The organism is Methylomonas sp. BW4-1, from assembly GCF_052474385.1.
In genome coordinates, this window is sequence record NZ_CP184125.1 from 4,264,988 (window position 1) to 4,287,066 (window position 22,079).

The 22,079-nt window shown below is 54.2% G+C and carries 20 protein-coding genes and 1 pseudogene; 10 read left to right on the top strand and 11 right to left on the bottom strand.

Annotated features, from left to right (window positions below; translation table 11 throughout):
• Positions 1–297: 297 nt before the first annotated feature.
• The 3 genes from ACH5Y9_RS19770 to ACH5Y9_RS19780 all read left to right on the top strand — a co-directional run bounded on the left by ACH5Y9_RS19770 (position 298) and on the right by ACH5Y9_RS19780 (position 3,557).
• Positions 298–1,860: a bifunctional aminoglycoside phosphotransferase/ATP-binding protein gene (locus ACH5Y9_RS19770; protein WP_445367287.1), complete on the top strand. Its 1,563-nt coding sequence runs from the start codon at positions 298–300 to the stop codon at positions 1,858–1,860.
• A gap of 174 nt (positions 1,861–2,034) precedes the next feature.
• Complete coding sequence (locus tag ACH5Y9_RS19775) at positions 2,035–2,469, top strand: hypothetical protein (protein WP_033158222.1); 435 nt, start codon at positions 2,035–2,037, stop codon at positions 2,467–2,469.
• Between the two features lie 383 nt (positions 2,470–2,852).
• Complete coding sequence (locus tag ACH5Y9_RS19780; RefSeq protein WP_445367288.1) at positions 2,853–3,557, top strand: DUF2490 domain-containing protein; 705 nt, start codon at positions 2,853–2,855, stop codon at positions 3,555–3,557.
• 108 nt (positions 3,558–3,665) lie between these two features.
• Here ACH5Y9_RS19780 and ACH5Y9_RS19785 read toward each other — a convergent pair whose 3' ends face one another.
• Both ACH5Y9_RS19785 and ACH5Y9_RS19790 read right to left on the bottom strand, forming a co-directional pair.
• Entirely contained in the window at positions 3,666–3,971 is a 306-nt protein-coding gene (locus tag ACH5Y9_RS19785; RefSeq protein WP_445367289.1) for a hypothetical protein, read from the bottom strand.
• An 86-nt stretch (positions 3,972–4,057) separates the two neighbouring features.
• A complete protein-coding gene (locus ACH5Y9_RS19790) occupies positions 4,058–4,222 on the bottom strand; it encodes a hypothetical protein (RefSeq protein WP_445367290.1) in 165 nt (54 codons plus the stop codon).
• 213 nt (positions 4,223–4,435) lie between these two features.
• Between ACH5Y9_RS19790 and ACH5Y9_RS19795 the strand changes: the two genes are divergently transcribed.
• Both ACH5Y9_RS19795 and ACH5Y9_RS19800 read left to right on the top strand, forming a co-directional pair.
• Complete coding sequence (locus tag ACH5Y9_RS19795) at positions 4,436–4,954, top strand: phosphatase PAP2 family protein (RefSeq protein ID WP_445367291.1); 519 nt, start codon at positions 4,436–4,438, stop codon at positions 4,952–4,954.
• Between the two features lie 3 nt (positions 4,955–4,957).
• Entirely contained in the window at positions 4,958–5,344 is a 387-nt protein-coding gene (locus ACH5Y9_RS19800; RefSeq protein ID WP_101053955.1) for a diacylglycerol kinase, read from the top strand.
• On the opposite strand, the gene ACH5Y9_RS19805 is transcribed toward ACH5Y9_RS19800, so the two are convergent.
• Positions 5,320–5,514, bottom strand: coding sequence for a hypothetical protein (locus ACH5Y9_RS19805; protein WP_445367292.1), 195 nt, complete (start codon positions 5,512–5,514; stop codon positions 5,320–5,322). The genes ACH5Y9_RS19800 and ACH5Y9_RS19805 overlap by 25 nt on opposite strands.
• A gap of 89 nt (positions 5,515–5,603) precedes the next feature.
• Here ACH5Y9_RS19805 and ACH5Y9_RS19810 point away from each other — a divergent pair, with 89 nt between their 5' ends.
• On the top strand, positions 5,604–9,647 hold the full coding sequence (locus tag ACH5Y9_RS19810) for a hypothetical protein (RefSeq protein ID WP_445367293.1): 4,044 nt from the start codon (positions 5,604–5,606) through the stop codon (positions 9,645–9,647).
• A gap of 143 nt (positions 9,648–9,790) precedes the next feature.
• Here the strand turns inward: ACH5Y9_RS19810 and ACH5Y9_RS19815 are convergent, their stop codons facing one another.
• From ACH5Y9_RS19815 to ACH5Y9_RS19830, 4 genes are all read right to left on the bottom strand, one after another.
• Complete coding sequence (locus tag ACH5Y9_RS19815; protein ID WP_445367294.1) at positions 9,791–11,836, bottom strand: serine/threonine protein kinase; 2,046 nt, start codon at positions 11,834–11,836, stop codon at positions 9,791–9,793.
• The gene (locus ACH5Y9_RS19820) at positions 11,805–12,092 is read right to left on the bottom strand and encodes a SelT/SelW/SelH family protein (protein ID WP_445367295.1); all 288 of its coding nucleotides are present in this window, start codon (positions 12,090–12,092) and stop codon (positions 11,805–11,807) included. The genes ACH5Y9_RS19815 and ACH5Y9_RS19820 overlap by 32 nt, the downstream gene beginning before the upstream one ends.
• A 3-nt stretch (positions 12,093–12,095) precedes the next feature.
• Positions 12,096–13,466, bottom strand: a complete 1,371-nt coding sequence (gene mpl, locus ACH5Y9_RS19825; protein ID WP_445367296.1) for a UDP-N-acetylmuramate:L-alanyl-gamma-D-glutamyl-meso-diaminopimelate ligase — start codon at positions 13,464–13,466, stop codon at positions 12,096–12,098.
• Between the two features lie 63 nt (positions 13,467–13,529).
• Positions 13,530–14,051, bottom strand: a complete 522-nt coding sequence (locus ACH5Y9_RS19830; RefSeq protein ID WP_445367297.1) for an ankyrin repeat domain-containing protein — start codon at positions 14,049–14,051, stop codon at positions 13,530–13,532.
• Positions 14,052–14,122: 71 nt separating this feature from the next.
• On the opposite strand from ACH5Y9_RS19830, the gene apaG reads away from it, so the two are divergent.
• From apaG to ACH5Y9_RS19845, 3 genes are all read left to right on the top strand, one after another.
• Complete coding sequence (gene apaG, locus ACH5Y9_RS19835; protein WP_020484295.1) at positions 14,123–14,500, top strand: Co2+/Mg2+ efflux protein ApaG; 378 nt, start codon at positions 14,123–14,125, stop codon at positions 14,498–14,500.
• Positions 14,500–15,333, top strand: coding sequence for a symmetrical bis(5'-nucleosyl)-tetraphosphatase (locus ACH5Y9_RS19840; protein WP_445367298.1), 834 nt, complete (start codon positions 14,500–14,502; stop codon positions 15,331–15,333). The genes apaG and ACH5Y9_RS19840 overlap by 1 nt, the downstream gene beginning before the upstream one ends.
• A gap of 75 nt (positions 15,334–15,408) precedes the next feature.
• Positions 15,409–15,729, top strand: coding sequence for a periplasmic heavy metal sensor (locus ACH5Y9_RS19845; RefSeq protein WP_445367299.1), 321 nt, complete (start codon positions 15,409–15,411; stop codon positions 15,727–15,729).
• Between the two features lie 59 nt (positions 15,730–15,788).
• Here the strand turns inward: ACH5Y9_RS19845 and speD are convergent, their stop codons facing one another.
• Both speD and ACH5Y9_RS19855 read right to left on the bottom strand, forming a co-directional pair.
• Positions 15,789–16,568, bottom strand: coding sequence for an adenosylmethionine decarboxylase (speD, locus tag ACH5Y9_RS19850; RefSeq protein ID WP_033158233.1), 780 nt, complete (start codon positions 16,566–16,568; stop codon positions 15,789–15,791).
• Positions 16,569–16,572: 4 nt separating this feature from the next.
• Positions 16,573–16,993: pseudogene (locus tag ACH5Y9_RS19855) on the bottom strand (OsmC family protein).
• A 128-nt stretch (positions 16,994–17,121) separates the two neighbouring features.
• On the opposite strand from ACH5Y9_RS19855, the gene crp reads away from it, so the two are divergent.
• Positions 17,122–17,775: a cAMP-activated global transcriptional regulator CRP gene (crp, locus tag ACH5Y9_RS19860; protein ID WP_033158235.1), complete on the top strand. Its 654-nt coding sequence runs from the start codon at positions 17,122–17,124 to the stop codon at positions 17,773–17,775.
• 19 nt (positions 17,776–17,794) lie between these two features.
• Here crp and ACH5Y9_RS19865 read toward each other — a convergent pair whose 3' ends face one another.
• Both ACH5Y9_RS19865 and ACH5Y9_RS19870 read right to left on the bottom strand, forming a co-directional pair.
• Complete coding sequence (locus ACH5Y9_RS19865) at positions 17,795–20,857, bottom strand: efflux RND transporter permease subunit (protein WP_445367300.1); 3,063 nt, start codon at positions 20,855–20,857, stop codon at positions 17,795–17,797.
• Positions 20,857–22,026 (bottom strand): efflux RND transporter periplasmic adaptor subunit, encoded by a 1,170-nt coding sequence (locus tag ACH5Y9_RS19870; protein ID WP_445367301.1) that lies wholly within the window; start codon positions 22,024–22,026, stop codon positions 20,857–20,859. The genes ACH5Y9_RS19865 and ACH5Y9_RS19870 overlap by 1 nt, the downstream gene beginning before the upstream one ends.
• Between the last annotated feature and the right edge of the window lie 53 nt (positions 22,027–22,079).

Here is a 22,079-nt window from a genome sequence, read left to right on the forward strand (position 1 = left end):
CCAGTCAGGTACCAGGGTCGAAATCAGCATGTCGATGAAGTTGATGTAAACCAGTCGAATTTGGTAAGCCTATGAAAAAGCCATATAAGCGGGGCGGGATTATAGTCGAAATCTCAACCGTTACGTAACTTTACGCTGTAAGGCACGGCAAATCCTGGCATTTATGACCGACATGCCTGGCAGCAATTTAGGTTTGGGCGTGCTTTGCACAGCACTCGCCGGTCTGCCAGAATCGCCGGCGGCACAGGCACTGCCGTTGCAGTATTAATCCCGCTCAGTCTGGGAAGGTGTTTAATCATGGCCATTGCATATCCTCCACTGATAAGCGCTCTTTGCGATCCGGCCTGTTTCCCGCACCCGGTCAAACGGGTCACCGTACTGGAAACCCATATTTCCTGGGTGTTGCTGGCTGGCCGCTATGCTTACAAGATTAAAAAACCGGTCGATTTGGGCTTTTTGGATTTCAGCCAACTTAGCCAGCGCCACTTTTACTGTCAGGAAGAAATTCGCTTGAATCGGCGTCTGGCGCCCGGCATTTATTTGCAGGTGGCGGCTATTGGCGGGAGCCCCAAACAACCCCGAATCAACGTGGAGCCGGCGTTTGAATATGCGGTAAAAATGCGCCGCTTTGCAGCCGATAAGTTGATGGATACGTTACTGACCCAAGCGGAAGTTACGCCAACGCATATCGACAGCTTGGCCGACACTATCGCCCGGTTTCATAGGGGCTTGGCGCCGGCGAGTCCGGACTCGAACTACGGCTCTCCGGCCACCATTGAAGCGCCGGCCCGGCAAAATTTTCAGCAATTGCTTGAGTTGATGAAACCCGAAGATGCCGCATTGATCAAGCCAATGCAAGATAACTGTCGGCAGGCATTTTTGGCGGCCGAAAACCTGTTTTCGCAGCGGCAACAAGCCGGTTTTATTCGTGAATGTCACGGAGACCTGCATCTGGGCAATATCGTGCTGTTAAGAGGTCGGCCGGTCGCATTCGACGGTATCGATTTTTCGCCGGAATTGCGCTGGATAGATACGATCAGCGATGCGGCATTCCTGATCATGGACTTGCTCCATCGCGGGCGCACCGATCTGGCGTACCGGTTTTTGAACACCTATTTGCAAATCAGCGGCGATTACGCTGGCCTCGGCGTGTTGCGCTTTTATCTCAGTTACCGGGCCGCCGTGCGCGCGAAGATCGCCGGCTTTAGGTTCGCGCAAACCGGCGCAGAAACGGCCAGACAAGCATGCCTAAGTTATTTAAATTTGGCCGACAGCAGTTTAAGCCCGCGCAAACCGGCATTGCTTCTGACCCATGGCCTGCCAGGTTGCGGTAAAAGCGCGGTATCGCAATTACTATTGGAAAAACATCAGCTGATCCGCTTGCGTTCGGATGTCGAGAGAAAACGGCTGTTTGGGTTAAGCGCCCTGCAAAAAAGCAGTTCGGCAATCGATGGAGGCATATACCATCCACAAGCCGGCCAAAAAACCTACCAACATTTGCTAGACCTAGCACAAACTCTGCTTAAATTCGGGTTCCCGGTTATTGTCGATGCCGCATTTTTGCAACACGCCCAACGCCGCCCGTTCCAGTTACTGGCACAAAGCCTGGGAATTCCTTTCGTCATTGTTTCGATACAGGCTAAGGACAAGGTGCTGCAGCAACGCATACAGCGTAGACAAGAACAAGGCGGCGACCCATCGGAAGCCGACTTGAGCGTATTGGACAAAGCCAAGACAGGCGCCGAAGCATTGCAAACCGAAGAGCTGCCGTACAAACTCTTATTGACCAACAATAGCGACGGTCTGGACGAAATCGATCAACAAGCAGCTTGGCACGAGCTGGCGCGAACATTGGAATAAGCCAAGCCAGACCGGCTTTTGCCGAAACGGACGTGGTAAAACTGCGCGCTTGGACAATATTAAATTCACGGTAAATTAGGCGGAAAGGGTTGGCATTTCCTACTGTCCACGATCTTTGTTAGAATCGCGGGTGATCGCTAGATAATTAAACCAATAAAAACCACCATTTGAGCCATGAATAAAAAGAAAATTATAATATTTGCCGTCTGTTTGGCAGGCCTGCTAGCCATTCAGATTAAGTTTTTCCTGCCGTTTATGTACGACATCGCCGCTTCCGATTTATTTTTGGTGGAAAGCAAGGACGCGGCCAACCCTATGTCCATTAGCACAGACATGACCGCTATGGCGTTCGCCCACTGCAACACCTACATCAAAAACGAAGCCGACGAAGATCAAAGCCTGTCATTTGCCAGCCAACCGACCAATGCCTGGACTCTCGGCAACTACGAATATATTGTCAATGCCGACGTGGAAATCAGCGGGAAAGACAGCCCCAACGTGATGCGTCACTACGCTTGCCGGATCCAATACGGCAAAGGCGACGACACCTCCGGAGCAAGTGATTTCGAAAATTGGTCTGTCGAAGGTGTAAGCGGATTGACCGATTAAGCCGCATTCATTTCGCTAACACACCCCTCCGGCAACCGGAGGGTTTGTCTAAAACCGCTCTAAATCACGTCACCGTTTAATACTTTGTGCTGCTGCAGACTTCTTTGGCAAACAGCTTGTCTGCAATGTAACCCCTCTTTCAGGTTTTCCCGCTGCCACAAAGCCGCATGGCGGCAAGCAGATGACTTACGCTAGACGCCCTGAATCAACAAACTTATAAACCTAAGCCACTGCGCAGCACGCAGAATACCTGCCCTGAGTAAGCACATTTATCAAGAATTGAGATAAGCTTATCGCCAGCAGATAAACCGTGCACCCGCACACGCAAAGCCGCGCTGACCGTGACGCCGTTCGTTTCAAATCAAGTTCTTCGGTACCAACACATGCAAAAAACTCACTTAGCCCTGCTGTTCACCGGCCTTACGCTGACATCGTTCGCAATTGAAGCAGGCCCCGTGCAAGACGATTTCAGCACCTGGATCAGCAGTACCTATCAAACCGATTTCGGCGGCAGCCCCTATTTAGCTTTTCTGGAATTGGCACCGCGCACCAAAACCGACAATACCTTGTTTAATCAAATTATTGTCCGTCCGCTGCTCGGCTATAAGCTAACCAACAAATTGCAGCTCTGGCTAGGTTATACCTGGCAAGGCGAATACAACGAGCAAACCGACTTTGAAATGGCCACTAACGATGCGATGCAGCAGGTGCAGTGGATAGACAACTGGACGTCGCAATTGAATTTTCAGTACCGGTTTCGTCTCGAGCAACGCTTCTTTGCCCACGAAGGCGACGTCGGTCATCGTATGCGGCACCGCTTCCGTTTAGTCTATTCGATACCGGACAGCCAAGCTTATCTAATTGCGCTTGATGAGCTGTTTGTGTATTTCAATTCCATAGACGAGGGCCGGCTGGCGCGATCCGTGCAAACCGGTATCAACCAAAATCGCAGTTATGTCGGGGTGGGCTACAAAGTAACCAAAAATTTGAATGTCGATACCGGCTATCAATTGCAATACATCCATAACTACGGCTCGCCCGATGTCACCAATCACGTTTGGCTAACCAATATCAATGTCAATTTCTAAGCCAGAGAAATGCGGGGATTTTTCGCTACCACCAGCGAGGCACTGAGACCAAGCTTTGGGCTGACTCTATATGCAGCCCGACTGGGCTGCATATAGAATCCTCGGCTCTCAGCTAAAAAAGCTCAACCGGTTTTTCACTTCCACAGCAACCAAGGCATCGTAATGACGCCGCAATACCGAGTCCGTAGGACGCGGAAATAAAGTGGCTTCAATTTCGCTTTGCAGTTGCTCCAGGAAACTGGAGCTTGGCTCCGTGCTGTCAGTAGCGAGAGACTGGCCGGTCGAAGTCGCTGGCGTTTGGCCTTTAGCGGAACGAAATAGTTTGCCGAAAAAGGAAAGTTCGCAACCCTGTGACGAGTATGCGCACGCAGCGACCAGGCCGCTCAGTATGAACAATACAATGGCTTCGAACATATCAACACCTCATGACTAATAAAGAATACCGGCCAAACCAGGTTGCAAAGTCAACCAGGCCTGTGCCGGCGACTCTTGCTTAGCAATTAGAATGCCACCACCAAAAACACATAAGCCATTGTTAAATAATTAAAAAATAATTTATCAGCACCTAAAACCCTGCCGTTTTCCCAACAATTTGTCGGTAATACACCAACACGCATGACAGGCGAAGCGGCAAGCCGCGGTGCGGAATTAGATGTTTCCGGCAAAAGCCGGAATCCATGGTAACAATAATACTCTCGACTGCCCGAAAGCAGCGAGATTCGACGGCCGGATTAGTGGTTGGCTAACGCGGAGGCAAAACAGTGAAAATGTTAGGCTTGAAATATCTCCCGACGTTTGGATGTTGGTTAACGGCAATCGCGCTGTTGGTTTTTATCGAGCGCTTCAGTGTGCATTGGCACCCGTGGGATCGCGTTCTAATGAGTACCGCGCACGGCATTAGAAGTATCTTGCTGGATCGTTTTTTTGCAGCCATCACCTGGGCTGGTTCGCTGTTCATTCTGGCCCCGATAACCGCAGTGCTAAGCGGTGTTCTGGTGAGAAACAGTCGTATCAAAGAGGCAGGGTTGATGGTCTTGAGCCTAACGGGTGTTGCCCTGTTCAGCCGTATCGCCAAGCTTTGGTTCGCTCGCCCGCGGCCCGACTTTTTCCCCGTTGTGGGTGAAATCCCCTTGGACGCCTCATTCCCAAGCGCCCACACCGCGCAAATCGTTGCCTTTGCTACGGCCTTATGCTGGATGTGCAACCCCGACAAACTGGGGCTTAACTTTTACGCTTTGACCGGGTTTACGCTATTGACGGTATCCCTGGTTGCCGTCTCACGAGTCTATCTGCAAGTTCATTTCCCCTCGGATGTAATAGCTGGCGCCTTGCTGGGACTATTGTGGGTGCTGGGTTTAATTAATCTGCTGCAAAACGGCGGCATCTTCATCAGGTGAGTCATGCGAAACAAATTTCTTAATACCGGACAGAGCGGTTATCACCCGTTAAGAAAACTGAAGGTCTGTTTGTCAGGTCTGCGCTACGCGGTTGTTTATGATTTTAGTGTGGCCTATAAGGTCGTACTGTCCGTGTTGATTTTGGCCGTATGCTTTTATTTTCGCCAATGGGTGGATTTCATCTCGGTACTTACCGCCACCGGGCTGATGCTGATATGCGAAATGTTTAACACCACGATAGAGGCGCTGTGCGATTTCGTGGAAACTCGGCAAAACGAAAAAATCCGCGTCATCAAGGATATTGCCGCAGCCGCGGCCGGCATCAGCATTCTGATTTGGGCAGTGGTCATGCTCTCGGAGCTCAGCTACTTAGGGTCGTTAATCGCTTGATCCGCCGCTGATAAAGATTTCCCCGGCACCATCAAACAAATAGCTACAAGAGGCAAACGGCGCAGTGCCTTAAAAGCAAAAACCGGAGATTGCTCAATTTCACCAGCTTTAGCCCGGCTGGGGATAAATCGCCCCCACGCTAGATAAGCATGACGAATGTTAAGATACATAAATCCCTTCATATCCCTGGGTGCGGAGGGAGAGAATTTTCTGTGATGTTTATCAAGTCCCTTAACTGGGATGAAGGCGGGAGGATAATATGGGACGATTGGTTTTTATGCTGTGGCTACTGCTTGGGCTGGCACCGTTGCAAACGGCAAGGGCGTTGGACATGCAAGACGTTCCGGAGCCGTTAAAACCCTGGATCAGCTGGGTGTTGGCGGATGAAACCCAGTATCGTTGCCCGTTTATCTTCAACGATTTTCAACAAAAGCATTGCGCTTGGCCGGGCGCTCTGCACCTGAATTTACAAGCTAAGCACGGCAACTTCGTTGCCGATTGGACCGTGTATCGCCAGGATTGGATTAGCTTGCCGGGCGACACGCAACATTGGCCGCAAGTGGTCACCGTCAACAAACAAACCCAGCCGGTCGTGGAAAAAGACGGTAAGCCGGCCCTTTACTTGCCCGCCGGCCACTACCAGATCAGCGGCGAATTTTTCTGGGAAAACTTGCCGGAACAATTAGCCTTACCCGAAGCCAGCGGCTTGATTCAGCTCAGCGTCAACGATAAGCCGGTCGCGTATCCCCCCATCAAGCAAGGTGCCTTGTGGCTGAATACCGAGAACGCCGACACTGCCGACCGGGAGCAGGATAGGCTGGACCTGCAAGTATTCCGGCAGGTGCAGGACGAGGTGCCGCTGCAAGTCATTACCCGGCTGGATTTGGAAGTCTCCGGCAAGGCCCGCGAGATTGAGTTTCCTTATGCTTTACTGCCTAACTTTATCCCGGTGGCGTTGAATAGCTCGTTGCCGGCTCGCCTGGACGGTAACGGGCGGTTATTGGTGCAAGTACGGCCGGGGCGTTGGAGTATCGAAATTCATGGCCGCCACCCGCAAGCCTTGACGCAACTGGATTTGACCGTAAAGGACGAGAACTGGCCGGCGCAAGAGTTGTGGGCGTTCCAGGCCGTGCCGGTCTTGCGATTGGTGGAGATCGAGAATTTGACCGCGATAGACGGCAGTCAAACCAATCTACCCGCCGAATGGCAGCATTTGCCTACTTATCAACTCAAGCAAGGCGAGAGCATGGCATTTAAAGTCGTGCGCAGAGGTGATCCGGAGCCCGAACCGAATCAACTCAAGTTGAAGCGCACGTTGTGGTTGGATTTCGAAGGCGGCGGTTACACGGTCAGCGATAACATTACCGGTACGATGAGTCGTGATTGGCGTTTGAATGCGGTGCCCGAGCTGAGTCTGGGCCAAGTGCAACTGGACGGGCAGAGTCAATTGATTACCCAATTGGCGGATGGCAGCCAGGGGATGGAAGTGCGGCGCGGCGCCATCCAACTGAATGCCGACAGCCGGATCGAAGCCGATTTGGGTTCGATCAATGCCAGCGGCTGGCAGCAGCGATTTCAACAAGTACAGGCTGAACTGAACATTCCACCCGGCTGGCGCTTGCTGGCGGTCAGTGGCGTGGATAATGTGCCGAATAGCTGGTTGAGCTGCTGGACTTTGCTGGATTTGTTCTTGGTCTTGATCGCCGGATTGGCGGTGGGGCGCATCTGGTCGCCGCAATGGGGCGCATTTGCCTTGTTGAGTTTGACGTTGATTTGGCATGAGGCAGACGCGCCGCGCCTGATCTGGTTGAACGTGCTGGCGGTACTGGCTCTGTTACGGGTATTGCCGGTAGGTGGTTTCGCGCAATGGCTGCGATGGTATCGCAACGCCAGTTGGCTGGCGCTGCTGATGCTGACTATTCCGTTCATGATAGAGCAGATTCGTATCGGTATTTACCCGCAGCTGGAGTTGTCGGAGCAGTCTATTCAACGCCTGCATTCGATGGCGAGTGCAGCGGCACCGATGGCGATGCAAGTTGAGCAGATGACGGATTCGGCGATGGCGCCGGAACGGAGTGATTCGGGCGAAGCTGAGCGCGGAGTTTATTTTAAAAAATCGGTTGTACCTGTCTCCCCTTACGGCGGCAGCTCGGCCATTTTGCAACGGGTCGATCCGGAAGCCAATTTGCAAACCGGTCCTGGTCTGCCACACTGGGGCTGGCAGAAGGTGGATTTGAGCTGGAACGGCGCGGTTGATAGCGACCAACAAATCCGGCTGTGGTATTTGTCGCCATTTATGCTGATGTTGCTGCATTTTGCCCAGGCCCTGTTGGTGGCGGTGTTGGTGTTAAAAATGCTGGGAGCCATCGCCGCCAACTGGCGCTTGTCCCTGCCGACTTTGACCTGCCTGTTGCTGCTGCCGTTGTTGATGGCGCCCAGTGAAAAGGCCTATGCCGATCTGCCCGACGCGCCAATGCTGGAGCAACTGAAAGCCCGCCTGCTGCAAGCACCGCAATGCCTGCCCAACTGCGCGCAGATCGCCGACATGCAATTAATGGTAAAGCCGGAGATGTTGCGCATCGAACTGCAATTGCACGCTCAGCAAGATTTGGCAGTACCGTTGCCGGCCCAGCTTGAGCAATGGTTTCCGGAGCAGGTCAGCGTCGATGGCGGCGAGGCGCAAGCCTTGATCAGACAGGATGACGGCAGCTTGTGGCTGGCCGTGTCGCCTGGAGTACACAAAGTGACGATGCAGGGCCGCTATACCGCGCAGGATAAATTTAGTTTGCCGCTGCCATTGCCGCCGCAACACGCTGGTATCATTGCCGACGGCTGGCGGGTGGATGGTTTATACGAGGACGGCAAGGTGGGTCCACAACTGGAGTTCAGCCGATTGCAACCCGATAGCGGGCCGAGAAATAAATTGCAGCAAACTGCCTTGCCGGCATTCGTGCGGGTGGAAAGAACCCTGCATTTGGGCTTGGACTGGCGGGTGACCACCCGCGTCGAGCAATTGGCCGGCGCACTCAGTCCGGTGTTACTGGAGCTACCGTTGTTGCCGGGCGAAGCGGTCACCAGTCCGCAAGTGCGAATCAAGGACGGTAAAGTATTGGTGAACATGGCCGCCGGTCAAGCCACTTTGGAATGGGAGTCGGCACTGGCGAAAACCGAGCAATTGACCTTGCAAGCCGCCGACACGCCACAATGGACCGAGGTGTGGCGCGCCGATGTCAGCCCCATCTGGCATTTGCAAGCCGACGGTATTGCGGTGGTGCATCACCAGGACGGACAGGGACAGTGGCTACCAGAATGGCGGCCCTGGCCGGGCGAAAAGGTCAATCTGACTATCAGCCGACCGCAAGCGGTGGCCGGCTCAACCCTGACTATCGATAGAAGCGAATTGGCAGTCAAGCCGGGGCAACGCAGCGAAACAATCGAACTGATTTTGAGCATCCGCAGCTCCAAAGGCGGACAACACCTCGTAAAACTACCGGAGCAGGCGGAACTGCAAAGCGTGACGATAGATGGTGTCAGTCAGCCGATTCGTCAGCAAGGCGCGACGGTCAGTTTGCCGATACATCCCGGCACCCAGCAAATTGTGCTTAATTGGCAAACGGCTAAAGAACCGGGCGTACTGTTGCGCACGCCGCTGGTCGATCTTGGTGTTGCCAGCGTCAACAGCCGTATTCAATTACTGATGCCGCAGCAGCGTTGGTTGTTGTGGACCTTCGGCCCAAAATTTGGTCCCGCTGTGTTGATTTGGGGTTTGCTGATCGTACTGGCCTTATTGGCATTAGGATTGGGTAAGTTCAGCATTACTCCGTTGCGGCATTGGCAGTGGTTTTTATTATTGATCGGTCTGAGCCAACTGCATATTGCTGCCGCATTTTTAGTGGTGGGCTGGTTGTTTGCGTTGGGATTGCGCGCCGGCCATGCGCCGCAGCGGCCGCGTTGGTTCAATCTGGCGCAAATTGGCTTGGCCGGTTTGACGCTGTTGTCGCTCTTGTTAATAGCGATTGCCGTTGAGCAGGGCCTGCTGGGCGAACCGGATATGCAAATTGCCGGAAATCAATCCTCTGCAACTTTGCTGAACTGGTATCAGGATCGCAATGGCCCGCAGTTGGCTGTTGCCACCGTCGTAAGCCTGCCTTTGCTGGCCTACCGTATTCTGATGCTGGCTTGGTCTTTGTGGATGGCCGCAACGTTGTTGAATTGGCTGCGCTGGGGCTGGAACTGTTTTATCGGTGGTGGGCTTTGGAAAAAATCACAGCCCCCAGTGGCCGTGCCGAAATCAGAAGCTTGACATAGCAGATACCCCCGGCACAGCCGGGGGCTTTATTACGCGCAATGACCCTCAAAGCTTTCTCTAACCGGCTACGCTTCAACGCAATGCTTTCGCCACGCCTTGTATAAGTTCCAAGGGCGAGACTGTGTAATAAAGCCGCGTCACCAAGCTTCTAAAACCACCACTTTCCAGCCCCGATTCTCCGCCGGCCGTAAACTTACCCAGGCGGCGATCTGTCTTGACGGCTCAGATTGCCCCGCTGACTGGCTTTGGTAATAGCCCACTCCGGCGTCTTGATCGGCGATTTCAGCCGCGAGTTGGCGCAATTCCGGTATCTGATTGAAGCGTTCTTCACGGAACAAATTACGGCCAATCTCCTGTGGATCGGTATCGTAAAGCAGCAGGCCATCATCTTGCACGACCCATACTGTGCGTTTTTGGGTCTGAGTATCCTCGGCCAGCAAACCACCCAGAAAATCGGCCGGTTTGATGCGCATGGAAATAAAGCCCGGGATGGTTTTACCTTGTTTGATCGGCACCACTAACGTGATGGCGGGAAAGCCTTCCGGGGCTTGATAAATCCGGCTCAGAATCGGCACGCCCCGCTCCAAAACCATCCGGTTGTGCTCAAGTTGCGAGGTATCCGCACCCAGCGCTTGGCGATATTTGGCCGGCGCCACCGCAACGATAGTGCCGGGCGCACGGGTCGTGGCAAAACTTTCACCGCGCGGATAACGTTGCAGCAAGCTCTCCAGTAAGCCGCTGGATGCGGCTAAATCGGCGTTGCCGTGTAAGGACTCGGCGGTTTGCTGCATGCCCATGCGCATTTCGTTCAGGTTACCCAAGATGCGGTCCGCGATCTGATTGGCGGCCGTCAGGTTCTGGTTGGAAATACGGGTGACATCGGCTAGCGCACGCTCCACCTGCTGCTTTTCCTGCTTGACGAGTTCACCTTCAGCCACCGCTAAATTTCGGGCTTTATGCGCCTCCACGCCAAATTTAAAGGCCAGCCCGGCGCCGATCAAAATCGCCAGTAATACCGCCAGACTGGCCGCCAGCACGACTTTGTTGCGGGCGATGAAGCGGCGGAGCAGTTCGCCGCGCGAATAGGCATAGGCACTCACCAAGCGGCCGTCGCGATAGGCGCGCAATTCGTCGGCTAACGCAGCCGCATTCGGAAACCGTAGGGATTTGTCCTTGGATAATGCCTTGTCGCAGATGGCGATCAATTCCGGCGGCATGGGCAGCTTCGGCTCCCGCGCCGAGGGCATAGGCGCCAGCGAACTGAGTTGCGCCAATATCTCATCGGCGCTACCGCTTAGCGGCGGATGGCCGGCCAATAAATAATAGAGAATACAGCCAAGCGCAAACACATCGGAGCGCGTATCCACGACACCGAAATCGGGATTGGCTTGTTCCGGCGCCATATAGGCCGGTGTGCCGAGAATGTCGCCGATTCGGGTCAAATCGGCATCGTCGTCCGCCTGTTGTGGCAGGGCAGACGTTGGTGGCGCCAAATCGGCTTCGTTTTCCACCTTGGCCAAGCCCCAGTCCAAAACAATCGTTTCACCGAACGGGCCCAGCACGATATTGCCTGGTTTGATGTCGCGATGAATCACGCCTTTAGAGTGGGCATAAGCCACCGCTTCGCAAACGTCGATTAATCTGTCCAACAAGCCCAGGCGCCGCGACAGCGCATGCTCGGCCAACACCTCGTCATTACAGGCTTTTAGGGCTTTGGCCAGTGTATCCCCACGCACCAAGCGCATCACATAATAGGGCGCGCCGCTTTGCTTCGTTCCCAGATCGTAAACCGGCACAATCCCCGGATGTTCCAGGCGGCCGGTAATGCGAGCTTCGCGCAGAAAACGTGCGCTTAACTCGACATCATCATTCGCTGCCTGATCCAGTAATTCCTTGATCGCCACTTCGCGGCCGATGCGCTCGTCAAACCCCAACAACACCTGACCGCCGCCGCCCACGCCCACGGCGCCGCGCAAAGAATAATCATCGTTGAATTTACCGTCCTGCCCAGGGCTGTCATTCAACACCTGAGGATAGGGACGAGGCTTGATCCGGGTCAGATCGTCGTCTTTAGGTTTGATGAGGGTGGCGTCGTCTTCCGGGAACATCATCTCAGACAGCTTGGCCGTATTGTATGTCAGTGCAGAAAAATCAAGACTGCGGCGCGGGCTTGCGGTCGACATGCCCCAGATCGCGCTCGGGGGCAATTTGATCGCGCACCAATTGCTTTAACTCGGTAATTTCCGGAAACCGGCCTTGCTGCTTGCGGGACCAAACTAATTCGCCGTTGGCGCGCACCTCAAAGATACCGCCGGTATCGGGCTGCATCACCAGTTCGTCCAGTTCCTGCTCAAAAGTGCTTAACAATTCTTGCGCCATCCATGCAGCGCGCAGCAACCAGCGACATTGCGTGCAGTAGCGGATTTCGACGCGGTTCATGGCTTACAACTCGTCCCGCAGGCGTTTGTATATGCCACCGAAACTGCCGTTACTCATCAGCAACACATGGCACACGCCGCCGGCTTGGGCTTTGATGGTAGCAATAATGCTTTCCAGGTCATTGCAAATCTCGATATTGCCGGCGTATTTCAGCAGCTGGCTTAAGTCCCAACCCAGGTTGTCGGGCTGATAGACGATGGCCCGGTCGGCCTGGCCCAGGGATTCTGCGAGCGATTGCGTATGCACACCCAACCGCATCGTGTTGGAGCGCGGCTCGACGATGGCCAGGATTTTTTCGCTGCCGACTTGTTGGCGCAAGCCGTCCAATGTGGTTTTGATGGCGGTGGGATGGTGAGCGAAGTCGTCGTAAACGGTAACGCCGGCGCTTTTGACGATGACTTCCATGCGCCGTTTCACATTTTGAAACTGCTGCAAGGCTGCTATCGCATCTTTTGCGAGAATGCCGATATGCCGGGCGGCGGCGATGGCAGACAAGGCATTGTAGACGCTATGGCGACCGGTCAAAGTCCACTCGACTACTCCTTGCTCTTCACCGGCAAAACTGACGCTGAAGCTACTGCCGTCAGCTTTTGACAAGTGCGCCTGCCAATCACCTTCACCGTCGATAGCGGTTTTGACGACCGGAGTCCAGCAGCCTGTTTCCAGCACTTCGGTGACATGTTGTTCGCAAGCCGGGGCGATGATAAGGCCTTCGCTGGGTATGGTGCGCACCAGATGGTGAAACTGTTTTTTAATGGCGTCCAGGTTTTCGAAGATGTCGGCGTGATCGTATTCCAGGTTGTTCAAAATCGCGGTTCTGGGCCGGTAATGTACAAACTTGGAGCGCTTATCAAAAAAGGCACAGTCGTATTCGTCGGCTTCGATGACAAAAAAATCCGACTCGCCCAAACGGGCGGAAATGCCGAAATTTAGTGGAATGCCGCCGATCAGAAAACCCGGTTTGAAGCCGTTGTGTTCCAGCACCCAGGCCAGCATGCTGCTGGTGGTGGTCTTGCCGTGGGTACCTGCCACCGCCAACACCCATTTATGTTGCAACACGTGTTCGGCCAGCCATTGCGGACCGGATATATACGGCAAACCTAAGTTCAATACCGCTTCCACTTCCGGATTGCCGCGCGACATAGCGTTGCCGATGACCACCTGGTCCGGCTTGCAGTCCAGGTTTTCGGCTTTATAGCCGTTCATCAGCCGAATGCCTTGCTCTTCCAACTGCGTACTCATCGGTGGGTAGACGTTTTGGTCAGAGCCGCTGACGGTATAACCCAATTCGCGGGCGATCAAGGCCAAGCCGCCCATGAAGGTGCCGCAAATGCCGAGGATGTGGATGTGTAATGGCTTTTGTAATTCTGTCATTCTGATAATGGTAGCGGGGTTAATTAGTTGCAAATCCGGAAATTCGGTCGGCAGCGAATTGGATCATTTTTTGGGTTCTTCCGGCTTTTTTTCTTCCGCAGGCTTCGGTTCGCCTTCGATTTTTTCTTCGACTTTGGCTTCCGAACCTTTAGCACCCGCCGCTTCTAACAGCTTTACGATGTTTTCCCGGCCGAGTTTTTTGGCCTTGTCGAGTATTTTCACGCTCTGGCTATCGGCGGCATTGACGTTGGCGCCGGCAGCGATTAACACGCCAACGATGTCGGCATTGCCAAACATCACGGCATCCGTTAATGCGGTGGAACCTAGTTTATCCGCCAAATTGACGTCGGCACCATACGCCAGCAGCGCCTTGACAATCCTTAAATTGCCGTTAAAACTGGCTGCCATCAGCGCGGTACGGTCGGTCTCCAATTTGCCATTGACGTCCAATCCTTGGGCCAATAGCGCCTCGACGCGATCCAGCTTGCCGGTGGCTGCGGCGGCAAATAGATCTTTAGTATCTTCGGCAAGCGCCTGCACGGACCAGACGATTAGCCCGGCGCTCAGAAATCTGCGGATATTCATCGGATTGCTTGCTTGCGTTTGGGTATGAGTTGGGTTGAAATAAGGCAAATACTGATTTACATCATCTATCAATGAGCGAAAAAAACAAAGTTTTAGTTGAAGCCCAACCCTACTATATCGAGGCCCAATCGTCCCCCGAACAGAACCGCTATGTGTTCGCCTATACCATCACCATCACCAACGTCGGTTCCACGCCGGCCAAATTGCTGACTCGCCACTGGCTGATCACCGATGCCAACGGCAAGGTCCAGGAAGTCAACGGCGACGGCGTGGTGGGAGAAAACCCGCATCTTAGCCCTGGCGACTCATTCCGCTATACCAGCGCGGCGATGATAGAAACTCCGGTCGGGGTGATGCAGGGCAAATATCAAATGCAGTCGGACGCCGGCGAAAATTTTAACGCAGCCATTCCCAAATTCACTTTATCGATACCCAGAACCCTGCACTAATGGCGATTTATGCAATTGGTGACATTCAGGGCTGTTACGACGAGTTTCGTCGTTTGCTGGACCATATAAGCTTCGATCCGAATCAGGATCAACTCTGGCTGGCCGGCGACTTGGTGAACCGCGGCCCAAAATCCTTGGAAACGCTGCGCTTTGTGAAAGGCTTGGGTTCTGCGGCCGTTACCGTACTGGGCAATCATGATCTGCACTTGATTGCGACCGTGGTTTCGCTGGGCAAGGCCGGTAAAAAAGACACGCTTACCGACGTTTTAAGGGCCGAGGATTGCGAAGAGCTGATAACGTGGCTACGCCATCAAAAACTGTTCCATCACAATGACGATTTTTGCATGCTACACGCAGGCCTGCCGCCGCAGTGGGATTTTGAAACCACGCTGCGCATGGCGCGTGAAACCGAACAAGCCATGCAAAGCCCGGATCACGAACGCTTTTTCCGCTCCATGTATGGTAACAAACCCGTGGTCTGGCGCGACGATTTACTGAAAACCGAAAAGCTGCGCTTTGCGATCAATTGTTTCAGCCGGCTGCGCTATTGCACCGTCGACGGCGTGATGGATTTTGGGCCCAAAGGCGCACCCGGCAGCCAACCCGACCACTTAATGCCCTGGTTTGAAGTGCCGGGCCGCAAAAGTATCGATATGCGCATCATCTTCGGCCATTGGTCCACACTGGGCTATTTCACCGGCTATAACTGTTACTCAATAGACACCGGCTGCTTGTGGGGCGGACAATTGACGGCGCTGGAACTGTCAGAACAACCCAGACGTTTCAGCATCGACTGCGTGGCCTCGCATAATCCCAAGGCTTTTTCAGAGTAGTGAACTTTTGCCGGCGTTCCGGCATCAGTTCCCTCGCACACCAAGCACCACATCAATTTAACTCGAGATTAGACCATGCGAAAAAACCTGTTCCTCGCCATCATCCTGGCCTTGCCATTAACCGCCTTCGCTTATCCCAGCGAAAACGATTACGGCCAACCGGTGGACCACAAGCTAGAACATTTGAACAAACTGCTGCAACTCAGTCCTGAGCAAAAAACCAAACTGGAAGCGATTTTTAAAGAACAGCACGAAAAATTCCGCGCCATCCACGAAGAGTCGCACAGCCGAATGAAAGAAGTGTTAAGCCCGGAACAAATGCAAAAAATGGACGACTTGCGCAAACAACATCAAGAACAAATGCGCGAGCAAGCATCTCGTAAGCCGGCCCCATAAAAAAACGGCCTCAGCAGTAGTTGTGACTGCTGAGGCCGTTGTTTGAACCAGCGTATTTTTTAAGAGAAATTTCGACCGTAAAAAATCTCGGCCATTTCTTCCTGCAGCATGCCTTGGATTTCTTCCTGATCCTCGTCGCTGAAATTACTTTCCTTTTCGAACAGGTAATTTTCCAGTTCGGTTTCCTTCAACATCATCTTGGTGTGGAAGATATTTTCCTGATACACGTTGACGTCGATCATCTGGTACAGCTCTTTCGTGCTTTCCGCGATGTAATTCTGGATGGAATTGATTTTATGATCGATGTAATGTTTTTGCCCGGATACATCGCGGGTAAAGCCACGCACTCGGTAGTCCATGATGACGATGTCGGACTCGAAACTGTGAATCAAATAATTCAAGGCTTTCAGCGGGGAAATTTGCCCACAAGTTGACACGTCGATGTCGGCCCGGAACGTACAAATATCGGTATCCGGATGGCTTTCCGGATAAGTGTGTACGGTGATGTGGCTTTTATCCAAATGCGCCAAAACCGTTTCCGGCAACGGGCCGGGTGACTCGGAATTCATGCCGGCCGGAATGACCGCACCTTCGGAAATCAGCATCGTCACACTGGCACCTTGCGGATCGTAATCCTGATGGGCGATATTCAAAATTTGCGCGCCAATGATGTTGGCTACGTCTTTTAAAATCTGCGTCAAACGCTTGGCGTTATAGGCTTCGTCGATATATTCGATGTAGGCTTTTTCCTGCTCTTTGGGTGCATAGCAAACGTCGTAAATATTAAAACTCAACGATTTGGTCAGGTTATTAAACCCGTGTAACTGTAATTTGCTCAACCGATCAACCCTCTATAACTTCAAAATCATGACTTATTTCCACGCCCGCTTTGCCCAACATAATGGAAGCCGAGCAATATTTTTCGGCGGATAACTTCACCGCCCGTTCCACTGCGGCAACCGGCAGATTTTTACCCGTCACCTTGAAGTGCAAATGAATTTTGCTGAATACGGCCGGTACTGTGTCCACCCGTTCCGCAGTCAGTTCGGCAGTGCAATGTAGGATCTCGTGGCGGCCTTTTTGCAGAATATCCACAACGTCGAACGACGAACAGACCGCCCACACCCAACAACAGCATTTCCATGGGGCGCACCCCGAGATTACGACCGCCGTGATCCGGCGGACCGTCCATGACTACCGTATGCCCGCTGCCGGACTCGCCGACGAATAATCTGCCGTCGACCCATTTAATCGTTGCCTGCATGCTAAACCCCAACCAAATTCAAAATTGTCGCGAATTTTACAACGAACCCGTCAAATGTCTTGATTTTTTTGTAAAACTACTGCACCTTGATAGGGTAACCAATCTAGTTCACAGAATTATTACAAATTATGAGCTTTGTTAAACAAAACAAGATTTCACCCTCTGCCCTGGACGCCTTTTTACGCTTCTGCCATGTTAGGAGCTATCCAGCCAAAATCACCATAGTCCGCCCCGGCGATATAGGCGACAAGCTGTTGTTTGTGGTCGACGGCTCGGTCAGCGTCAGCGTCGAGGACGAGGAAGGCCGAGAGTTGATTTTGGCGTATTTGAACAAACACGATTTCGTCGGCGAGATCGGGGTGTTCAAAAATGCCGAAACGCGGAGCGTACTGGTGAAAACCCGCACCAAATGCCAGATGGCGGAAATCGGCTACGAGCGCTTCAAAATGCTGTTAAACGCCGAGTTGCGCGATCAGGCGGTGGAGATTTTGACGGTACTCGGTGAACAACTGTCGACACGTTTGCTGATTACCAGCCGCAAATACCGCGACCTGGCGTTTATGGACGTAGAAGGCCGTATCGCCCGCACCCTGTTGGATTTGGCCAAGGAGCCGGACGCAATTACCCATCCGGACGGCATGCAGTTGCATATCACCCGCCAGGAAATCGGCCGGATCGTCGGTTGTTCCCGCGAGATGGCAGGGCGCGTATTGAAAGAGCTGGAAGACAAGGGCTTGATCACCGCACACGGTAAAACCATCGTGGTATTCGGCACACGTTAACGCCGCGTGAAGGGCGAATTCATTCGCCCTTTGAGACACTACCGAAAAACGGCTTTACCAAACTTTGCCGAGCACCATCGACATAGGTAAACACCACCGGCACCACCAGCAGACTTAACAAAGTAGAGCTAATCAAGCCGCCAATCACCGCCACCGCCATCGGCTGACGAAAACTGGCGTCCGCCCCCCATCCCAACGCAATCGGCAACATACCGGCAATCATGGCCACCGTGGTCATGACTATAGGCCGGGCGCGTTTATGGCAGGCATCCAGCAAGGCCTCGTGCCGACTCAGCCCATGTTCGCGCATCGCCAGCAACGCATATTCCACCAGCAGGATCGAGTTTTTGGTGACGATGCCCATCAGCATGATCAAGCCTATCATCGACGGAATATTCAACTCGCCGCCGGTCAGCAACAGTGCGACAAACGCGCCGCCCATTGACAACGGTATCGCCGACAGGATGGTCAAGGGTTGAAAGAAATCCTTGAATAGCAACACCAATACGCAAAACACGCACAGCAATCCGGTCAGCATCGCCATACCAAAACTGCTGGCCAATTCGGCCATGATTTCGGCGTCGCCGGTACGAATCAATTTAACGCTGGATGGCATATTAACCACTGCCGGCAAAGTTTTGGCAGCGGCCAGTGCCTCACCCAGGGACATGCCGCCCAGTTCGGCGTTGACCGTGACATAGCGGCGACGGTCATACCTGTCCACCTGCGCCGAACCGCTGGCTAACGTTAGCTCCGCCACACTGGACAGCGGCACCAACCTATCCCCCGCCCTTACTCTTAGATTGGCTAAGACCTGCAAATCCTGCCGCGCGGCATCGGCTATCCTTACCCGAATCGCGAGTTGGCGGTTATCCAGATTCAACTTGGCCAGTTGGGCGTCGAAATCACCGCTGGTGGCAATCCGCACCGTTTCACCGATCAGCTCGGCCGTCACGCCTAGTTCGGCAGCGCGCTGCCAATCCGGCCGAATGGCGATTTCCGGCCGTTCCAGGCTGGCCGTGGAACTGATGCTGCTCAAGCTACCCATATTACGCAAATCGCGCTCTAAGGCCTGCGCGCTGGCCTTTAGGGCCGCCGCATTATCGCTGGACAGTATCAAAGACATCTTCTCGCCCGGACCACCGATGCCAATGGAAAAGCGGGCGCCGGGCACTTCGCGCAACACTGCCCGCACCACCTGTTCAATCTGCGCTTGATGCGGCCGCTGTCCTCGCTCACTCAAGGTTAAGGTCAGCGCGCCCTTACGTTGTTCGCCCGGTCTGGTCACACCGCCACCGACTATTTGACTGCTACCGACCGCGGTAAAAATGTGTTCGACACCTGCAAGCGGTTGCAGAACCGTTCGCGCCGCTTCGGCGACTCGACCGGCATCGTTTATCGAACTACCCGGCGGCAACTCGAATTGCACCGTGGTGTAACCGCGATCAGCGGGCGGCACGAATCCCGCCGGGATCAAGGGCAACAATAGGCAAGCACCCATAAAAAACAGCGTGGAGAGCAGTATCGTGGCCTGGCGATGACGCAAGGTCCACTGCACGGCTTGCAGGTAAATGGGCATGAATCTACCATCGACGCTGGCCGGATGATGGCCTTCGGTGAGCAAATTAGCCGCCAGCATCGGTGTCAGCAAGCGCGCCACCAGCAAGGATGCCAGCACCGCAACCACCGCCGTCCAGCCGAATTGCCGGAAAAACAGCCCGGAAACCCCGTTCATCAGCGCGGTAGGCATAAACACCACCACCAACGTCAAGGTGGTGGCGATCACCGCTAGCGCGATTTCATCAACCGCTTCGGCGGCGGCCTGACGGATGCTTTTGCCCATCCGCACATGCCGGGCGATGTTTTCGATTTCCACAATCGCATCGTCCACCAATATCCCGACCACGATGGCCAAGGCCAGCATGGTCAGCATGTTCATGGAAAACCCCAGCCAATGCATCACCGCGAACGTCGGCAGAATCGACAAAGGCAGAGCCGACGCCGACACCAAAGTCGCCCGCCAATCGCGCAAGAACCACCACACCACCAAGACCGCCAACAGCGCGCCTTCGTAGAGCATCATCATCGAACCTTCATACTGCTCTTGCGAATACGCCACCGAACCGGAAATCAGGGTAAAACTCAGGGACGGATCGGCTTCCCGCATCCGCGCCAAGGCCTGCTCCACATCATTGGCAATGCGGGTTTCGTCAAAACCCTTAGCCCTGTAGATGTTGAAACCGATCAACGGCTTGCCGTCCAAGGCTGCCAATTGCGTACGCTCGGCAACGGTGTCGCGGACCGTGGCGATTTGCTCCAAGCGCACCTCGCCGCCGTTGGCTATAGGCACCGGAAAGGCCGCGAGTTCGCTGGCCTGCCGCACCGTGGCCAGCGTGCGCACCGATTGCTCCGCCAAGCCCACATTACCCCGGCCGCCGGAAGACTCCTGCTGCGCCTGTTTCAAGGCTCGCGACACATCGGTTGCGGTGACGCCCAGCGAAGCCAAGCGCACCGGATCGACTTCCAGTTGTATTTCCCGCTGCACACCGCCCAGGCGTTCGAAACGGCCGACGCCGGCCACGCCCAACATGACCTTGCTGACGTTATCATCCACCTGCCAGGATAAGGCTTCCTCGTCCAGTTTGGTCGAGGCAATCGCATAGGTCAAAATCGGCGCGCCACCCACTGTCACCGCACTGATACTAGGTTGCAGCACACTGCTAGGCAAATCCGAGCGCACCCTGTCCACCGCATCCTTGGTTTCTATCAAGGCATCTGAAAGCTTTTTTTCCAGAATAAATTCGACATTGATTTGCACCAAGCCATCGGTAATCGAGGTGCGGATATGCTTCAACCCGGACAGCGTGGCAATCGAATCCTCGACTTTGCGCGCCACTTCGGTTTCAAGTTGTGCCGGCGCCGCGCCCGGTTGATTAAGTTTGACAATGACGCTGGGTAAATCCAGATCCGGCAAGCTCTGTATCGACAACTGCTGCAAGCCGCGTAGTCCGGCGAATGACAGCAAGATAAACAGTAAAATCGATGGAATGGGGCTGCGAATCGACCAAGAGGCAAAACTCATTAATCAATCCTCGTCGGCGCGATGTGCACGAGGTCACCATCATTGAGAAAGCCGGCCCCCTCCAATACCACGCGCTCTGCTTCGCCCAAACCGTGGACGATTTCAATATCCACCCCGTACTGACGGCCGGTAGCGACCGCCTGCAAACTAACCGGCGAGGTATCGGCATCGCTGTGCAGCTTCAGCACATAGTTGCGGCCATCGCGGATCACCACGCTGGCGGCCGGCACCACCAATGCCGGACGCTGACTTAACTCGATCCGACCATTAGCATACATACCGGCCCGCGCCTGACTGCCCGGCAGGATGTCGGCGTACACGACGCCCAATCGCGACTGCTCGTCCAAGGCCGGCGCCAGTTGCCGCACCCTAGCTTGGGCAACGCTGCCGTCCGGCAGGCTCAGTTGTATCGCTTGCCCCGCCTGAATTTGCGCGATTTGCCCAGCGGTCAATTCACCACGCCATTCCAGGCGATTTTGCCGAATTAACCGAAACAACTCCTGCCCGCTGCCGGCCACCGCGCCCAGGGTTGCCATTCGCGCGCTAATCGCGCCGTCATCCGGCGCCCGCACCTCGGCATAGCTTAGTTGCAACTGTTTAGCAGCCAACTGGGCCTTGATCGCATCGACCTGAATGCGGGAGGTTTCCGCTTCGGTTTCGTACCGCAACAACTCCTGTTGACTCAGCGTCGCTGCGTTTTTGAGTTTCAGCACCCGCTGTTTGTTGGTTTCGGCTTGGGCGGCGGTGGCCCGCGCCTGGGCCAGATTGGCCTGCAATTGCGCCAGATCGGCGCGCAGCATATCAGCATCGAAACGCGCCAATAGCTGACCGCGCTTGACCTGATCGCCGACATTGACATTGACTTCGATTAACCTTAATCCGGATTGCTGGGCGCCGATGACGGCTTCTTGCCAGGCCGCAATCGCCCCCGACGCTTCCAGGGTGGTTGGCCACTGCCGCCATTGCGGCACTGCCCGCGTCACCGTCAGCGCCGGCACCGTTTTTCCCGGCGCGGCAGCGCCTGGACTTTCCCGGTTTAACAACCAAACTATAAGCACCGCACAGCATGCCAGTACGGTAAAAATCCCGATAAGCAATGAACCGCGTGCCAATCCACGCTGGGAATAAAGGGTATAAAAGCTTATACGGCGGGCTAGGTGTGTCATCATGACGAAAAATCTCGGCAAACATTACTCAGCTCCAAGTCTATACGACAATTTAA

Bases quoted from the DNA above. Each gene is read 5' to 3' on its own strand.
- ACH5Y9_RS19775 (WP_033158222.1), top strand. From the start codon at position 2,035: ATGAATAAAAAGAAAATTATAATATTTGCCGTCTGTTTGGCAGGCCTG.
- ACH5Y9_RS19770 (WP_445367287.1), top strand. From the start codon at position 298: ATGGCCATTGCATATCCTCCACTGATAAGCGCTCTTTGCGATCCGGCC.
- ACH5Y9_RS19785 (WP_445367289.1), bottom strand. From the start codon at position 3,971: ATGTTCGAAGCCATTGTATTGTTCATACTGAGCGGCCTGGTCGCTGCG.
- crp (WP_033158235.1), top strand. From the start codon at position 17,122: ATGAGCTTTGTTAAACAAAACAAGATTTCACCCTCTGCCCTGGACGCC.
- ACH5Y9_RS19815 (WP_445367294.1), bottom strand. From the start codon at position 11,836: ATGTCGACCGCAAGCCCGCGCCGCAGTCTTGATTTTTCTGCACTGACA.
- ACH5Y9_RS19865 (WP_445367300.1), bottom strand. From the start codon at position 20,857: ATGAGTTTTGCCTCTTGGTCGATTCGCAGCCCCATTCCATCGATTTTA.
- ACH5Y9_RS19805 (WP_445367292.1), bottom strand. From the start codon at position 5,514: ATGTATCTTAACATTCGTCATGCTTATCTAGCGTGGGGGCGATTTATC.
- ACH5Y9_RS19810 (WP_445367293.1), top strand. From the start codon at position 5,604: ATGGGACGATTGGTTTTTATGCTGTGGCTACTGCTTGGGCTGGCACCG.
- mpl (WP_445367296.1), bottom strand. From the start codon at position 13,466: ATGACAGAATTACAAAAGCCATTACACATCCACATCCTCGGCATTTGC.
- ACH5Y9_RS19795 (WP_445367291.1), top strand. From the start codon at position 4,436: ATGAGTACCGCGCACGGCATTAGAAGTATCTTGCTGGATCGTTTTTTT.
- ACH5Y9_RS19840 (WP_445367298.1), top strand. From the start codon at position 14,500: ATGGCGATTTATGCAATTGGTGACATTCAGGGCTGTTACGACGAGTTT.
- ACH5Y9_RS19845 (WP_445367299.1), top strand. From the start codon at position 15,409: ATGCGAAAAAACCTGTTCCTCGCCATCATCCTGGCCTTGCCATTAACC.
- ACH5Y9_RS19820 (WP_445367295.1), bottom strand. From the start codon at position 12,092: ATGAACCGCGTCGAAATCCGCTACTGCACGCAATGTCGCTGGTTGCTG.
- ACH5Y9_RS19830 (WP_445367297.1), bottom strand. From the start codon at position 14,051: ATGAATATCCGCAGATTTCTGAGCGCCGGGCTAATCGTCTGGTCCGTG.
- apaG (WP_020484295.1), top strand. From the start codon at position 14,123: ATGAGCGAAAAAAACAAAGTTTTAGTTGAAGCCCAACCCTACTATATC.
- ACH5Y9_RS19780 (WP_445367288.1), top strand. From the start codon at position 2,853: ATGCAAAAAACTCACTTAGCCCTGCTGTTCACCGGCCTTACGCTGACA.
- ACH5Y9_RS19800 (WP_101053955.1), top strand. From the start codon at position 4,958: ATGCGAAACAAATTTCTTAATACCGGACAGAGCGGTTATCACCCGTTA.
- ACH5Y9_RS19870 (WP_445367301.1), bottom strand. From the start codon at position 22,026: ATGATGACACACCTAGCCCGCCGTATAAGCTTTTATACCCTTTATTCC.